The organism is Metabacillus indicus (genome assembly GCF_046603695.1).
Classification (GTDB): domain Bacteria; phylum Bacillota; class Bacilli; order Bacillales; family Bacillaceae; genus Bacillus_P; species Bacillus_P indicus.
Genome location: NZ_CP176757.1, coordinates 3,219,269 through 3,235,053, shown reverse-complemented (window position 1 = coordinate 3,235,053; position 15,785 = coordinate 3,219,269). Strand labels below are relative to the sequence as shown.

Annotated in this window: 16 protein-coding genes; 13 read left to right on the top strand and 3 right to left on the bottom strand. The window is 44.0% G+C overall.

What is annotated here, in order from left to right:
* Positions 1-70 precede the first annotated feature (70 nt).
* Positions 71-991, top strand: coding sequence for a CobW family GTP-binding protein (locus ACK1LH_RS16585; RefSeq protein WP_203288549.1), 921 nt, complete (start codon positions 71-73; stop codon positions 989-991).
* Positions 992-1,018: 27 nt separating this feature from the next.
* On the opposite strand, the gene ACK1LH_RS16580 is transcribed toward ACK1LH_RS16585, so the two are convergent.
* Together ACK1LH_RS16580 and ACK1LH_RS16575 are read right to left on the bottom strand one after the other, a co-directional pair.
* On the bottom strand, positions 1,019-2,086 hold the full coding sequence (locus ACK1LH_RS16580; protein WP_411333655.1) for a metal ABC transporter solute-binding protein, Zn/Mn family: 1,068 nt from the start codon (positions 2,084-2,086) through the stop codon (positions 1,019-1,021).
* 121 nt (positions 2,087-2,207) lie between these two features.
* A complete protein-coding gene (locus ACK1LH_RS16575; protein ID WP_029278784.1) occupies positions 2,208-3,383 on the bottom strand; it encodes a GTP-binding protein in 1,176 nt (391 codons plus the stop codon).
* A 148-nt stretch (positions 3,384-3,531) separates the two neighbouring features.
* Between ACK1LH_RS16575 and ACK1LH_RS16570 the strand changes: the two genes are divergently transcribed.
* Entirely contained in the window at positions 3,532-4,095 is a 564-nt protein-coding gene (locus tag ACK1LH_RS16570) for a beta-class carbonic anhydrase (protein WP_029278787.1), read from the top strand.
* On the opposite strand, the gene yidD is transcribed toward ACK1LH_RS16570, so the two are convergent.
* Entirely contained in the window at positions 4,083-4,313 is a 231-nt protein-coding gene (gene yidD, locus ACK1LH_RS16565) for a membrane protein insertion efficiency factor YidD (RefSeq protein ID WP_029278789.1), read from the bottom strand. The genes ACK1LH_RS16570 and yidD overlap by 13 nt on opposite strands.
* 140 nt (positions 4,314-4,453) lie before the next feature.
* Between yidD and ACK1LH_RS16560 the strand changes: the two genes are divergently transcribed.
* The 11 genes from ACK1LH_RS16560 (at position 4,454) to ACK1LH_RS16510 (ending at position 15,682) form a co-directional block, all read left to right on the top strand.
* On the top strand, positions 4,454-4,927 hold the full coding sequence (locus ACK1LH_RS16560; RefSeq protein ID WP_203288535.1) for an S-ribosylhomocysteine lyase: 474 nt from the start codon (positions 4,454-4,456) through the stop codon (positions 4,925-4,927).
* A 124-nt stretch (positions 4,928-5,051) separates the two neighbouring features.
* Positions 5,052-5,873, top strand: coding sequence for a nicotianamine synthase family protein (locus ACK1LH_RS16555; RefSeq protein WP_411333653.1), 822 nt, complete (start codon positions 5,052-5,054; stop codon positions 5,871-5,873).
* The gene (locus ACK1LH_RS16550) at positions 5,870-7,132 is read left to right on the top strand and encodes an opine metallophore biosynthesis dehydrogenase (RefSeq protein ID WP_051865471.1); all 1,263 of its coding nucleotides are present in this window, start codon (positions 5,870-5,872) and stop codon (positions 7,130-7,132) included. The genes ACK1LH_RS16555 and ACK1LH_RS16550 overlap by 4 nt, the downstream gene beginning before the upstream one ends.
* Complete coding sequence (locus ACK1LH_RS16545) at positions 7,126-8,013, top strand: DMT family transporter (RefSeq protein ID WP_051865469.1); 888 nt, start codon at positions 7,126-7,128, stop codon at positions 8,011-8,013. The genes ACK1LH_RS16550 and ACK1LH_RS16545 overlap by 7 nt, the downstream gene beginning before the upstream one ends.
* Positions 8,014-8,094: 81 nt before the next feature.
* Entirely contained in the window at positions 8,095-9,654 is a 1,560-nt protein-coding gene (nikA, locus tag ACK1LH_RS16540) for a nickel ABC transporter substrate-binding protein (RefSeq protein WP_411333651.1), read from the top strand.
* A 1-nt stretch (position 9,655) separates the two neighbouring features.
* Entirely contained in the window at positions 9,656-10,600 is a 945-nt protein-coding gene (gene nikB / locus ACK1LH_RS16535; protein WP_029278801.1) for a nickel ABC transporter permease, read from the top strand.
* Positions 10,601-10,665: 65 nt separating this feature from the next.
* Positions 10,666-11,457 (top strand): nickel transporter permease, encoded by a 792-nt coding sequence (gene nikC / locus ACK1LH_RS16530; protein ID WP_411335112.1) that lies wholly within the window; start codon positions 10,666-10,668, stop codon positions 11,455-11,457.
* Positions 11,458-11,477: 20 nt separating this feature from the next.
* A complete protein-coding gene (locus tag ACK1LH_RS16525; protein ID WP_051827342.1) occupies positions 11,478-12,503 on the top strand; it encodes an ABC transporter ATP-binding protein in 1,026 nt (341 codons plus the stop codon).
* The gene (locus ACK1LH_RS16520; RefSeq protein WP_029566192.1) at positions 12,460-13,218 is read left to right on the top strand and encodes an ABC transporter ATP-binding protein; all 759 of its coding nucleotides are present in this window, start codon (positions 12,460-12,462) and stop codon (positions 13,216-13,218) included. Before ACK1LH_RS16525 ends, ACK1LH_RS16520 begins: the two co-directional genes overlap by 44 nt.
* A gap of 51 nt (positions 13,219-13,269) precedes the next feature.
* Entirely contained in the window at positions 13,270-14,163 is an 894-nt protein-coding gene (purU, locus tag ACK1LH_RS16515; protein WP_029278806.1) for a formyltetrahydrofolate deformylase, read from the top strand.
* A gap of 217 nt (positions 14,164-14,380) precedes the next feature.
* Entirely contained in the window at positions 14,381-15,682 is a 1,302-nt protein-coding gene (locus ACK1LH_RS16510; protein WP_029566191.1) for an aldehyde dehydrogenase, read from the top strand.
* Positions 15,683-15,785 lie beyond the last annotated feature (103 nt).

The following is a 15,785-nucleotide window of genomic DNA, read 5'->3' as shown; positions in this document are numbered from 1 at the left end:
GGAGCCCTGGAGCATCATGTTCCAGGGCATCTTTTTTGTATGATAATCTAGTGGCAGGGAGGTTTTTTACATGAAAAAAATACCCGTTTACACCATAAGCGGTTTTTTAGGAAGCGGCAAAACAACGCTTCTTGTAAAGATGGCGGATGAGCTGAAAAACAGAGGACAAAAAGTAGGCATTATTTTAAATGAACTTGGCGATGAGAACGTAGAGAAGCATTTATTTAAAGATCAGCATGTCCATGAGCTTTTAAATGGCTGTATTTGCTGCACCATTCAGGATGACCTTGTGACGACGCTCAAAGCGTTTAAAGCGGAGCAATCTGTTGACGTCCTTCTAATAGAAGGAACAGGAGTGGCGAATCCGCTTGAAATTAAAGACGTGCTTCTTTCTCCGGCACTGTTTGATGACTATGAGCTTCGTTCGATGATTGGAATTGTCGATGCCAGCCACTACCTCGACTACCAGAGCATGTTCTCAAGCTCGAAGGAAATCCGCTCTCTGCTGAAAGAACAAATTATTTCTTCTGATTTTCTGATTCTGAACAAAATAGACCTGGCAGGGGATAAAGAACTGGAAAAGGTAAAGAAGAAAATTCGGAAAACCGTTCAGGAAGATGTGGAGATCTTTGATGCAGCGTATGGAAACGTACCATTTGAAAAACTGATTGAACAGCGCCATTCTTCCCTTACACTCAGTGAAGGAGGAGGGCACCATCACCATCATCACACGATTGGCACAATTAAGATTGAGGATCCGCGGGTCATGGAACTTTCTGATCTTGAATCCATCCTGAGAGATATTGATGGCCTCATCCGTGCAAAAGGGCATCTCATAGTGGAAGGCACAATGAGGGAGATGCAGTATGCTGCAGGGAAAGCAGTAATATCAAAAGAAAAGGTTGAGAGCGACAAGCCTGTTTTGATCCTGATTGGGCAGAATCTTCCTGCAGAAAGAATAAAGAAACTATTTGTAAAAAGACATACATAAAAATCCCGGCCAAGCTGGCCGGGATTTTTATTGAAGAGCAGTCTTTAACGTTTCAAGATTGCGCTTCATGATGCTGAAATAATCTTCTTTATTTTTAGCATCTTCTTCTGAAATGGACTCAAGATTGGATAGTGTCAGGCTTTCTGCGCCAATTTCATTTTTCACAATGTCTGCGATTTTGCTGTTGACGTTATTTTCAAAAATCACATAATTGATCTTGTTTTCTTTAGCTGTTTCAACGATGGTCTGAAGCTGCTTTTGGGATGGCTCCTGTGTTGGAGAAAGTCCTAAAACGCTTATCTGTTCAATGCCGTAGCGACTTTCCCAGTAGCCGTACGCAGCATGAGAAACCAAGATTTTTTTCTTTTCAGCAGCGTCAATTGTTTCTTTGTAATCAGCATCCAGTTTTTCTAAGTCTGCTTTAAGTGAATTAAAATTCTTCTCGAATTCTTCTTTTGATTCCGGATGAAGCTCTGTCAGGCCGTTTTTGATGTTCTCAGCCATTTGGATGGCAAGAGCTGGATCAAGCCAGATATGAGGATCTTTGTCTCCATGGTCATGAGCGTGTTCTTCTTCAGCTGCATGCTCCTCTTCTTTAGCATGGTCGTCATGTCCCTCTTCAGAAGCATGTTCTTCCTCATGAGCATGGTCGTCATGTCCCTCTTCAGAAGCATGTTCTTTCTCATGAGCATGATCATCATGCGCTTCTTCGTTATGAGAGGAATCAGCAAGCTCAATTCCTTCACCGGCTTTAATGATTTTCACATCTTCTGACTGCAGGGTTTCAGTTGCCTTTTCTGCAAATCCTTCAAGACCGACGCCTGAGTAGATAAAGGCATCCGCTTCAGCCATGGCAACCATATCTTTTGTAGAAGGTTCAAATGTATGGGCGTCTGCATTCGCAGGATAGACACTTTCAACCTCTACTGCGTCTCCTCCGATTTTTTCAGCAAAATCCTGAACAGGGAAGATCGTAGTATAAACCTTCAGCTTGTCCTTATCGTCTCCGGGTGTTTCATTTCCGCTGTCTGCACACCCTGCAAGAGCTGTTCCAAGCAGCAGTGCCAGTGCCATTGATAATCCTTTTTTTCTCATTGTAAGCTCCTTATATATAAATATTTCGTTGGTTTCATCATTTCCTATCACATTATATCGTAATACTTACGATTTGAGAACCGTAAATACTCTGATGGAAAAAGAAAAACCATTCTCACAATTATGAAAAAGCAGGAAGCGGGTCACGCATGGAGGACCAGTCTGATTTCATTTCTTCTTCTATCAGAAGACATTCGTCAAGTGAGGCTTCCACATCTGAACGATTAAGATCAATACCGATGAAAACAAGTTCTGTCATGCGGTCTCCAAATTCCGCGTCCCAGCGCTCAAGCAGCTCAGGCTCTTCCTGAAGGGTTTGAATCCGCTCTTCCTCCGTATAGGCGGCAACCCATTCTCCTGCGCCCTGAATCATGATGGATGTACCTGCCTGGGACAGAAGGCCGGATGTATCATTTCTTGATGCAAGCCAGAAAAAGCCTTTCGCTCTTACGACATCCTGCGGCCAATTCTCAAGCCATGCCATAAACCGCTCAGGATGAAACGGCTTCCGTCTTCTGTAAACAAAGGAAGAAATGCCGTATTCCTCTGTCTCCGGCACATGCTCTTCATTGAGTTCCTTGATCCAGCCGGCGGACTGGCTTGCTTTTTCAAAATCAAAGCTGTTTGTGTCCATAATTTCAGCCAGAGATACATGGCTGAAGGCGGTTTTTATAATCTTTGCATCCGGATTTAATTTTCTCAGTACACCATATAATTCATTTACATCCTCTTCTTCCAGTAAATCAGTTTTGTTCAGGAGTAGAACGTCTGCGAATTCAATCTGGTCGATCAGCAGGTCAATGACTTCTCTTGTATCGTTTTCATCTGTTCCCTGTTTCCGGTCCAGAAGATTTTCACCAGAAGAGAAATCCTCCCAGAAGCGGTTCCCGTCCACAACCGTTACCATTGTATCTAAGCGGCAGAAGGCAGAAAGATCAATGCCTATCTCTTCATCAATATAGGTAAATGTCTGGGCAACAGGCACAGGTTCGCTGATGCCGGATGATTCGATAACGATATAGTCGATGTTTCCTTCCTTCACCAGACGCTCGACTTCAATCATCAAATCCTCGCGCAGCGTACAGCATATGCAGCCGTTTTGCATTTCCACCAGTTTTTCTTCTGTACGGCTGACGCTATTTTTAATCAGGCTGCCGTCAATGTTGATTTCGCTCATATCATTGACAATCACTGCAATCCGCCTGTTTTCTTTGTTCTCAAGAATGTGCTTTAAAAGGGTCGTTTTTCCGGCTCCAAGGTATCCGCTTAAAACCGTAACGGGAATTTGTTTGCTCATCATAATCCTCCAGCTTTTTTAAATAGTAATTATTACGATTTACATCATATAGTAAAACGCGCCTAAAAAACAAGTGTTATGATATAGTAAATAAAAAGCTGCCTATTACATGCAGCCAAACTATACCACTTTATAAGGAGAATAGCAGATGAGATTGTTAGAAGAAATTATTGAACACAATTCCCAGTTTGTAGAGAAGAAAGACTACGAAAAATATCAGACGACAAAATTTCCTGACAAAAAAATGGTCATTTTAACTTGTATGGATACAAGACTTGTCGAGCTTCTTCCGCAGGCAATGAACGTCAAGAACGGCGATGTTAAAATTGTAAAAAGTGCCGGAGCAATTGTTGCCCATCCGTTTGGAAGCATCATGAGAAGTATTCTTGTAGCTGTTATGGAGCTTGGCGCAGACGAAGTATGCGTTGTCGGACACCATGACTGCGGCATGAGTGCCCTGAATCCGGAGTCATTTCTTGAAAAAGCAAAAAACCGGGGAATTACCCAGGATAAAATTGATACGCTCCGTTATTCAGGAATTCAGCTTGATGATTGGCTGAAAGGGTTTAATAAAGTCGAAGACAGTGTAAAACACAGTGTAGACGTTATCCGCAATCACCCATTGCTTCCGGGTGATGTTCCTGTACACGGTCTTGTGATAGATCCGTCTACAGGAAAGCTTGATTTAGTAGTGGACGGCTACGGAGTCTGATCCTTTTTTTCCGGAACCGGATCAAAGCCCCCGGGATGAAAAGGATGGCACTTAAGGATTCTCTTTACGGTCAGATAACCGCCTTTTAAAGCCCCAAACCGTTTGACGGATTCTAGCCCGTAATGGGAGCAGGTCGGATAGAAACGGCAGGACGGGGGTTTCAGCGGCGACAGGAATTTCTGATAAAAGCGGATCAGTGCGATAAACAGCTGTTTCATTTTTGATCACCTCTCTGTATGCCTTAAGTATACTGCAAGAGAGAAAAAGTTAAAATTGGAAACACTTATTCAGACAAAAGTGATGAATTTTATCGGAATTAATTGTATGATGAAAAGAGACGTAATAAAGGAGTGGTACTATGCCATCAGTTGAAAGCTTTGACCTTGATCATAATGCAGTGGTTGCACCGTATGTCAGACATTGCGGCGTTCATAAAGTAGGAACAGACGGACTTGTTAATAAATTTGATATCCGCTTCTGCCAGCCGAATAAGCAGGCGATGAAGCCGGATGTGATCCACACACTTGAGCATTTGCTTGCATTCAATATCCGCACGCATGCAGAAAAGTACGATCACTTTGATATTATCGACATCTCGCCAATGGGCTGTCAGACCGGCTACTACCTGGTAGTAAGCGGCGAGCCGAAGGTTGAAGAAATTATCGATCTTTTAGAAGATACATTAAAAGATGCCGTCGAAATTACTGAAATTCCTGCAGCCAACGAAAAGCAGTGCGGCCAGGCTAAACTTCATGATTTAGAAGGAGCCAAGCGCCTCATGCGTTTCTGGCTTGATCAGGATAAAGAAGACCTTGCTAAAGTTTTTGGATAAGAACAGAGAACAGTGCCTTGCGATGCGGGGCGCTGTTTTTTTGAGCCTTTTTACCTGATTGACGGTGGAAAGAAGGGAATGATACACTTCAAATCGTAATTATTACGTTTTGAGGAGAGGTAGTTTGGAAGACAAGTATACGTTTTTAGTGTCCATAAAAATGCTTTTGCACGAAATAGCAGAGCTATCGGCCTTTATTAAAAAAAGCAGCCCGTGCTGTGAAATGCTGACAGAAAAACTGGACGAACTTTCTGCATTTGTCATGGATGATAAAAACGAAAAACAATGGCGTTTATGGGAAAGTGATAAGGAGATCAGAAAATATGCCAGCCTTCTGAGAGAAACATCTTCCGCTGCGGTAGCTGCCCTGGAAAAACATCAATCTGTCTGCACGTCGAGGAGCAATGCCGATATGTCAGGCTATTTTTCAGCTCTTTCCTCTGCTGTAAAAGAGGATGCTGTCAAGTGCGGAATCTCAGGGACATCAGAGGTTTTCTTTATAGGGTCAGGTGCGTTTCCTCTTTCTGCGCTAACCATTGCCAAAGAAACAGGAGCTCGTCTGACATGCCTGGATATTGATGAAGAAGCTGTGGCAATGGGCAGGGATATCGCCTGTCTGTCTGGACTAAAAGAGAATGTTCGGTTTACAAGCGAGCCGGTTTCAAAACTGCCTGCCATCAAAAGAGCCACGCATGTCATAATTGCTTCCCTTGTGGAAGAGAAAAAGGCGATTATTGAGCAGCTTGCATCCCTTCTTCCGTGTGGAGCCAAAGTTGTTCTGCGGTATGGAAATGGCCTGAAATCTATTTTTAACTATCCCTATTATGATTCGCCGGAGTCTGTTTGGAAAACTGAAACGGTTTACCAGGATAAACGTTTCTACGATACGCTGATTCTGACAAAAAAAGTGGAGGCATTGACAGGAAAGGAAGTCGAATATTCATGACCTTTAAATCGAATTCTTTTGGGAACACGCTGATTGCGGGGGCTGGACCGGCAGCCTTTGCCGCTGCGGTCCAAGCTGGAAAAGGAGAGTACTCAAATAAATTGGGCTTAGCCAACCGGGCCGGGGAACATTCTGAACAGCTTCAGGAATACTTTGAACGAAATGGATTTGAAGTGTCCTCCTTATTTGCTCCCCACTTAGATCAAAATTTGAATGGAAAAACCCGCATTCATTATTTTTACCCATCTTTAGGTGAAGTGAACGATTTATGGGAGACGATTATCCTATGCACGCCAAGCCATACATACATTGAAGTTTTAAAAGAGTTGAACCTAAAGAATCTGAAAAGGGCAAAACGAGTGGTTCTTCTTTCTCCGGGAATCGGCTCTGCTTCAACGATCATCGAGAAGCTGGCATTAGATATAGAGGTTATCAGCCTGTCTGCATATTATGCAGCGACAAAGCTTCCAGCAGAAGACCCGTTCACAGCTTACACAAAAGCTGTGAAGAAAAAAGTCTATGTGGGGTCCCGATACAAAAACAGCAGCTTTGCTCATGTCCTGGCTGACTTTATAAGAAGTATCGGTCCTGAAGCGGAAATTCTTTCATCAGCAGTTGAAGCCGAGGCAAGAAGCATAACAACCTATGTTCATCCGCCATTATTCATGAACCCTGTTGCGTTGAGAGAGATTTTGAGAGAAGACAAGTCTGTTAAATCCATGTACAAGCTATATCCGGAAGGGCCAATTAGCCAGCACGCGATAAAGGCTATGAACGGTCTTTGGAAAGAGCTTTCCGAAGTTGCTTCCTGTTTGGGAGCAAAGCCTATTAACCTTTTGGAATTTTTAAATGATGATAACTATCCAGTACACGAATACACGCTCTCAAGAAATGATATCTGCCAGTTCCCGACGTTTAGTCCGGAGAAGCAGGAATATTTGCTGTACATCAGATACACGTCTATTTTAATTGACCCTTTTTCCGCTCCAGATGAGAATGGAACGTACTTTGATTTTTCAAAGGTGCCGTTTGCCCAGGTAAAGCGGGCGAGGTCAGGAAAATGGGTGCTTCCAAGAGTTCCGCTTGAAGATTACCATAAGCTGAAACTGGTGACTGAACTTGCTGTTAAGGCAGGCATTTCTATGCCTGTGGCTCATTCATTGCTAAGGGCGTTTGAAGAGGAAGCGGCACGGTTCAGCCAAACACATCACGCTTCGTTTGAAAATTATATTCCTGAAGGGAGGGAAGAAACATGCTGAAGAATGGGGTCTTGCTTGCCGTTTTATCCTCACTCGTTTTCAGTGTGATGAATGCCCTTGTTAAAGCGGTCAGCCTGAATATTCCTGCTTCAGAAATCATGTTTTTCAGAAGCTTGATCGGCACTGTCATCATTTTTGTAATGATGAGGCAAAGCAAAACCGCCTTTTCAAAAAAGGGCGTGCCCATGCTCTTTTTAAGAGGAATGCTCGGTGCATTGTATCTATATGCTTACTTTTTTACCATTTCAAAAATACCGCTTGCTGATGCAAGTATTCTTGCACACTTATCAACTATTTTCGTCTTTTTCCTCTCAGCGGTCTTTTTAAAGGAAAAGGTCTCAAAATCAACCTTTTATGTTCTTCCCCTTGTTTTTCTTGGAGGAATACTCTTGATTAAGCCGTTCCAATTCTCGTCTTTCTCGGTGTATGCTCTTGTCGGAGTATTAAGTGCTCTGTTTGCTGCAGGAGCAGCAACATCTATTCGGTATCTGAGCAAAACACATCCGTCTTATGAAATTGTTTTTTATTTTCTCGCAACAGGAACGGTTCTTTCCATTCCGCTCATGTGGAACGAATTTGTCGTGCCGTCACTGATTGAAGGCTTTTACTTAATTTGCATTGGTGTTGTGTCCCTTCTTGGCCAAATTTTCCTGACGAAAGCTTTCACCCATGAAAATATTGTTGTTGTGGAAATGACCAGGTATATAGGAATTGTCTTCAATGCATTGTGGGGCTTTTTATTCTGGTCAGAGATACCGGATGCACTCACCATTTCAGGCGGTATCTTGATTGTTGCTTCATGTGTTCTGCTGTCTATGATGAAAAGAAGAACGGCTGGGGTGCAGGGGCGCGCGTCTTCTGTTTTAAAAAATGGGCATTGACCGTTGTTCAAGAAGCTAGTAATATTTACTAATGTAAATCGTAATTATTACGAATTAAAATATTCAAGGGTGGTAGATGTGATGAAATCGTTTAGTGGTTCAAAAAGCTTGATTGCTATTTTAATAGGCTTATTTATTCTTGCAGCTGCAGGATGTTCTGCTGAAAATAGCCAAGCTGATCCTGAAAAAGAAGAAAAGGATAAGAAGGTATCAATGATCTTCAGCTTTAAGTCGCCGAACATGGATCCTCACACTGGATTTACCCCAATCCGTGCAGGAGTGACAGAGACGCTTCTAAAGCTTGACGAAAATTCTAAGATCGAAGGCTGGCTCGCTGAAAAATGGGAGACAGAAGATAATGTGAACTGGACATTCACAATCCGTGATGAGGTTAAATTTCAGGACGGAAAAAAACTTGATGCTGCGGCAGTCAAGGCTTCTCTGGAGAGAAGTGCTGCTGTTAACGAATCACTTGGAGATTCGCTGAAAATACAATCAATGGAAGCAGACGGACAAACGCTTTCTATTACAACCACAGAACCATATCCTGCTCTTCCTTCCGAGCTTGTTAACCCGTATACATCGATTGTAAACACAGAAGCTGAAAAAGAGATGGGCGAAGAAGAGTTTAACAATGCCCCAGTTGGTACAGGTCCGTTTAAAGTCAAAACATTCATTTCAAATCAAGAAGTACAGGTTGAAAAATTCAGCGGCTATTGGGCAGGAGAGCCTAAGGTCAGTGAAGCAGTCATTAAATTTAATGAAGATGCCAACGTAAGATCACTTGCTTTTCAATCTAAAGAAGCAGATGTCGTTTACAACATTCCGGCAGAAGGCATTGAGCCAATCGAAAAAGATAAAGAACTGAAGGTTGAATCTGTACCTGGCCTTAGAGCCCATTTTATTTTATACAATCAGCAAAGCCCTAAAGTGTCAGATGTTAAGGTGAGAGAAGCCCTTGACTTGCTCCTTGACCGCAAGAGCGCAGCAGAAGACATTATGCTTGGACACGGGATTCCTGCAAATGGCCCGTTCAACAGCACCCTTCCATTTGGTATAAAGGATGAAGTGAAAGCAGTGAATGTTGATAAAGCCAAAGAACTGCTTGCTGAAGCAGGCTACAAAGAGAATGGCCAGGGGAAAATGGAAAAAGACGGACAGCCCCTCAAGCTTGAACTCATTACGTATAAAGCACGTCCGGAACTTCCGCTTATCGCACAGCTTCTGCAGTCAGATGCAGCAAAAGCAGGAATTGATATCGAAATTAAAAATGTTGAAAATGCAGATACACACCTTGTTGAAAATAAAGACTGGGATCTTGCTACATACAGCAACAATACGTCTCCCCGGGGAGATGGGAGCTACTTCCTGAATACAGCCTTTACGAAAACAGGTGCTTTAAACGTAGGCAAAATTTCAATCCCGGAACTGAATGAACTGATCAAAGAACTGAATACAACCACCGATTTAGATAAAAGAACACAGCTGACAAGGGATGCAGCAGGAATCATCAACAAAGAATTCGCACACAGCTATGCCGTTTATCCAAACATTCTTGTAGGGGTGAACAAGCGGGTTCAAAACTTTAATCCTACAGCTGAGGAGTATTATATCCTAACTCATACAATGGATGTGAAGTAACATGCTTCCTCTTATAAAACAGCGTGTGATTCAGCTGGTTCTCGTCATCTTCATTTTGTCTGTTTTTACATTCGGACTGATGAAGCTTGCTCCTGGCGATCCGGTAATGCTGATATTAAACGCTGATGAAATGATGGTAACAGATGCTGACCAGGCTGAGCTCAGAAAAGAGCTTGGCTTTGATCAGCCTCTATATGTTCAGTACGGAAAATGGATGTTTGGGCTGCTTCAGCTTGATCTTGGAAAGTCCTACATGAGCGGTAATCCAGTCTGGGACGAACTGATGAAGCGCTTGCCAATCACGTTGGAGCTTGCAGGGGGAGCATTGCTCGTCATGGCTGCCATCGCTCTTCCGCTTGGTATTGCAGCAGGGAGGTTTCCAGGGAAATGGCCGGATCACCTCAGCAGAGTGCTTGCACTGATTGGGGCATCAATTCCAAGCTTCTGGCTGGGACTGATGCTTATTTACGTTTTCGCTTTTAAGCTTCAGCTGCTGCCTTCGAATGGATTTGGAGAGTGGTCTCAATCCATTTTGCCCTCATTTGCATTAGGGTTTTCACTGGCAGCTGTTTATGCAAGATTATTGCGCTCGGGTTTAATGGAAAGCTATTCCGAAGATTACGTCCGGGCAGCAAGAGCAAGAGGGGTGAAAGAATGGCGCATTCTGTGGATTCATGCTATCCGGGCTGCTCTTTTGCCTGTCATGACGGTGCTTGGTCTGAGTATGGGAAGTCTTCTTGGGGGAGCGGTCGTTATTGAGATCTTATTTTCCTGGCCAGGGCTTGGAAGTATGGCGGTCGACGCTATTTTTGCCCGTGATTACCCTGTCATACAGGGATATGTATTACTGACAGGCGTTTTTGTTGTAGCGATGAATCTGATGACAGATCTTTCGTATTTTCTCATTGATCCCCGAATCAGAAGAGGAAAGGAGGCAGCGAAATGAATCCTTTTCCACAGGTGAAAAAGAACGTCCGCCATCTGAAACGGACCATTTTTTCAGGCAGATTAATGATAGTGACAGGAGCAGCTTTGCTTGTCTTTATTGCCGTTCTTTCAATTGCGGGCCCGCTTCTTGTTTCAAATGATCCTTATACGGCAAATATGGGTGAACGGTTTGCTTCTCCAAGTCTGCAATACCCTCTTGGAACAGATAATCTTGGCAGGTGCATTTTTACAAGATTGATGGTAGGGGCAAAAGCAACTCTCGGCATCACAGCGCTTGTTGTGGCAAGTGTTCTTTGTATAGGTCTTCCTCTCGGCCTTCTGTCGGGGTATGCAGGGGGGAGGTTTGATGCTTTTCTCATGAGAACGGCAGACGGGCTTCTTGCTTTGCCGGAATTTATTCTGGCGATTGCCATTGCAGGTTTTATGGGTCCAAGTCTTACAAATTTAATGATTGCTGTTGTCGCAGTGAAATGGATCACCTACACCCGTTTAGTAAGAGGCATTGTGATTTCGGAAAAGGAAAAAGAGTACATTCTTGCCGCAAAGGTTGGAGGATGCTCTGATTGGAAGATTCTTAGAAGGCATATACTGCCTCACATTCTGTCGCCGGTTCTCATACTCGCAGCACTGGATATCGGGAAAGTGATTTTGATTATCTCATCTTTATCTTATATAGGCCTCGGTGCACAGCCCCCTAATCCTGAATGGGGAGCCATGTTGAATGACGGCAGGCCTTATTTTCAAACGTACCCGGAATTGATGATTTATCCCGGTCTTGCCATCTTTCTGGTTGTTTTATCATGCAACTTAATAGGGGAAGGCCTGAGAGACCGGCTCGATGTAAAAAGCAGGTAGGTCCGGAGGTGAAAAGAGCATTGAATGCAAAGAATGATAAGACAGTCTTAACCGTAAGCAACGTTTCCATTACACTAACGAATAAACACGAGAGCAGAATCCTTGTAAAAAATCTTAATCTCAAGATCAAGGCAGGAGAAATGATTGGACTTGCAGGAGAAAGCGGCAGCGGGAAAAGTATGACAGCAGCAGCTATACTGGGTCTGCTGCCGCCGTCTGCCCGTATATCAAAAGGGAGCATCCTTTTTTCCGGAAATGAATTAACAGCCATGAAAGAAAAAGAAATGCAGAAGATAAGAGGAAAAGATGTAACATACATTTTCCAAAACTATCAAGGAAGTTTTACGCCTTTTCTTAAAATTGGCAGGCAGCTTGTCGAAGCGATTAAATCTCACCGTCAAGTAAGGAAAGCGAACGCTGAACAGGAGGTTCTTTACTGGCTGGAGCGGGTGAAGCTTCCTGCAGAAAGGACGTTTAATAGCTATCCGCATCAGCTCAGCGGAGGACAGCTGCAGAGAGCCGCACTTGCAGCATCCCTCATGATGAAGCCTTCACTGATCATTGCAGACGAGCCGACAACTGCTCTTGATGTTTTGACTGGTGAATCGATTCTTCAGTTGCTTGCTGACCTTCAAAGAGAAATAGACTGTGCGGTGCTCCTTATCTCGCATAATCTGAATCATTTGCTGAAACGGACAGACAAGATGATGATCATGTACGGCGGGAGTATCGTTGAGCATGGTCCAACTGAGATGATCGCTACAGATCCCGCACATCCTTATACGAAACTTTTATTAAGCACACAGCCTAAACTTGAGGGAAGTGTACCCAGAAGATTGCCGAGTATTGATGGCGAGCCGGGTCTCACAGCTGAAACGGGTTGTCCGTTTGCCCTTCGCTGCCCGCTCGTAATGCCAGAGTGCAGGACATTTCCTGCATTTCAGGAAAAGAATGTTCATCATTGGTCCGCTTGCCATGCGGACATGAGAGGAGAGAAGACAGATGCTGACAGTCAGCCAAATCTCAAAGTCTTACAAAGATCATAACATTCTTTCAGACGTTTCCCTCACTGTAAAGGAAGGGGAGTGCCTCGGGCTGATTGGCGAAAGCGGAAGCGGCAAAAGTACGCTTGCAAAGCTGATAGTCGGACTTGATTCTGCTGACAGCGGAGAAATCACGATAAACGGAATTGTGCTGAGGGAACAAAAGGGAAAAGCTCTAAAGAAAATAAGGCGCCACATTGGGGTTGTGTTTCAGGATTCTCATGCTTCACTAAACCCCAAACTGCCTATCTGGAAAACGGTCGCAGAGCCGCTTGAAAACTATCCGGAAGCTATTCCTGCTTATTTATTGGAAGAAAAAGCGGACAGAAAAAAAATGGCACTTCACCTTTTTAAAAAAGTTGGCTTAAGCGACAGGCACTTGGATTGTTACCCTCATCAGCTCAGCGGCGGACAGAGACAGCGCGCAGCCATCGCCCGGGCAATCAGCATTGAACCGAAACTCCTCATTTTGGATGAGCCAACATCAAGCCTTGATGTATCCGTCCAGGCGCAAATATTGAACCTGCTCAAGGAGCTTAAAGAGGAGCTTGGCATGTCCTTTTTGTTCATATCACACGACATCGCTGCCGTCCGGTTTATGTGCGATCAAATCTGCGTGCTGAAGGATGGAAATCTGCTTGATGTCTTTTCTTCAGCAGAGCTCTTTGAGGACAAACGCCATCCATATACGAAGCAGCTTGCGGATACTGGTTACTAGGCGTTGCTTAAAATCGGTCGATTCGTTATACTGTTCACATTGATTATACATATGTCCGTACAGAGAATACATGCGGGCCGAGGAGGATTCAGTGTGATAGGAAGATTATTGATTTCATGTGAGGACCGCCCGGGAATTGTTGCAGCAGTATCACGTTTTTTAGCTGATGAAGGAGCAAACATTATTCACTCAGATCAGCATTCTACCGATCCGGTCGGCGGTCTTTTTTTTATGAGAATCGAATTTCAGCTTCATGGAATTGAAGATATGATAAATGAACTCAGAAACCGGTTTGAGCAGACGGCAGCTGCGTTTCAAATGAAATGGCGCATGTCCTGTGCGAGTGATAAAAAGAAGATAGCCATCTTTGTTTCAAAAGAAGATCACTGTCTCCAGGATCTGCTGCAGCGTTACCGCCTCGGCGAACTTTCTGCAGAAATAGCTATGATTGTCAGCAATCATAATGATATGAGGGAAATTGTTGAGCCGTTCGGCATTCCGTATCACCATGTGCAGGCAACGAAGGAAACAAGAGAAGAAGCGGCAATAACACATCTTGAACTTTTGGAAGAAGCAGGTGTGGATACCGTTGTTCTTGCGAGATACATGCAGATTATTCCGCCTGTTATGATTGAACGTTTTAAGAACCGGATTATTAACATTCATCATTCATTCCTGCCTGCCTTTGTTGGGGGCAAGCCTTATAATCAAGCCTATGACCGCGGCGTGAAAATTATCGGGGCAACCGCCCATTATGTAACTGAAGAGCTTGACCAGGGTCCAATCATTGAGCAGGATGTCGAGCGTGTAAGCCACAGATATCAGATTAAGGATCTGAAACGGGTTGGAAGAGACGTTGAAAAGCTTGTTCTGTCACGCGCCGTCGGGTGGCATCTGGATGATAAGGTACTCGTTTATGAAAATAAAACGGTGGTATTTCCTTAAAAACCCAAAAAAAGATCAGTCGAATGCAGACTGGTCTCTTTTTTTTGCTGTTTTCGCATTGATTTATAGGTACCAGGTCCTGAGCAAAGTAATTGACCCCATTCTCCAAGAGGAGTATCGTTGTCTGCGTTAACTTCTATACAGCTTATATCTCTGTTTTGCAGAGCTATTAAAGAAAGAATGGTTCAAAAAATAGACCCATGAAGGAGAATGCGATATGGAAAACTATCAAGAACTTGCAGCAAAACAAAAGTCATTTTTCCGAAGCGGGAAAACGAAGGATGTTCAGTTCCGGATCCAGACGCTGACTAAACTGAAAGAGCTTATCATAAGCAATGAACAGGAGATTCTTGACGCCCTGAAAGCTGATTTGAATAAACCTGAAGTTGAAGCGAAGCGCGCAGAGATAAGCCTTGTTTTGAGTGAAATAGATTTTATGGCCGAGAATTTAATCTCTTGGTCTGCACCGAAGAAAACAGATACGCCGACTACACATGAAGGGGCAGAAAGCTTTATCTTATCAGAGCCGTATGGTTCAGCCCTTATCATTGCCCCTTGGAACTACCCGTTCCAGCTTGCCGTTAATCCGCTTGCTGGCGCGATAGCAGCCGGGAACTGTGCGGTGCTGAAACCTTCTGAGCTCACACCACGCACATCAGGGCTTTTGGCAAAGCTGATTAATGACAACTTCCCGGAGGAATATTTGCGTGTTGTTGAAGGGGAAGTCGAAACCAGTACAGCTCTGCTGAAAGAGAAATTTGACTATATTTTCTTTACCGGCAGTACACCAGTAGGGAAGATTGTCGCAAAAGCTGCTGCTGAGCATTTGACACCTGTTACGCTTGAACTGGGCGGGAAAAGTCCGGCGATTGTTCACGACGATGCTGATTTGGATCAGGCGGCTGCACGAATTGCCGGGGGGAAATTCATGAATGCCGGCCAAACGTGCGTGGCACCCGATTATATTTTGGTAAAGAGAGAAGTGAAAAATCAGCTGATAGCCAAGCTGAAAGAAGCCATTACAAAGACATACGGTGAAAATGTGGCGGGAGATGAGTACCCGCATGTGGTGAGTGAAAGACACTTTGACCGGCTGCATGCATTCCTGGAAAGCGGAAACGCAGTTGCAGGAGGAAAATCCGACAAATCACGTTTATTCATTGAACCGACAATCCTTGACAATGTTTCATGGGATGACCCTGTGATGCAGGATGAGATCTTTGGGCCAATCCTGCCTGTGCTAGAATACGATGACTTGCAGCAAGCCATCGATGTCATCACCGAACGTCCTAAGCCGCTTGCCTTGTACCTTTTCTCTGAGAACGAGAACATCCAAAACGAAGTGCTGCATAACCTGTCATTCGGCGGCGGTGCAATCAACGATACCATCAGCCACATGACGTCTCATTACCTCCCGTTCGGCGGTGTTGGAGACAGCGGCATGGGCGCTTACCACGGCAAAGCGAGCTTTGATACGTTTACACATTCTAAGAGTATTCTTAAACGCTCCTTTAAGTAAGGTTAATAGATGATGCCTCAAGCCTGCAGTGAGAAAATATTTTCCGCTGCAGGCTTTTCATTTAGGTACAGAAAATGTATAATGATTATAAATCGTATTTATT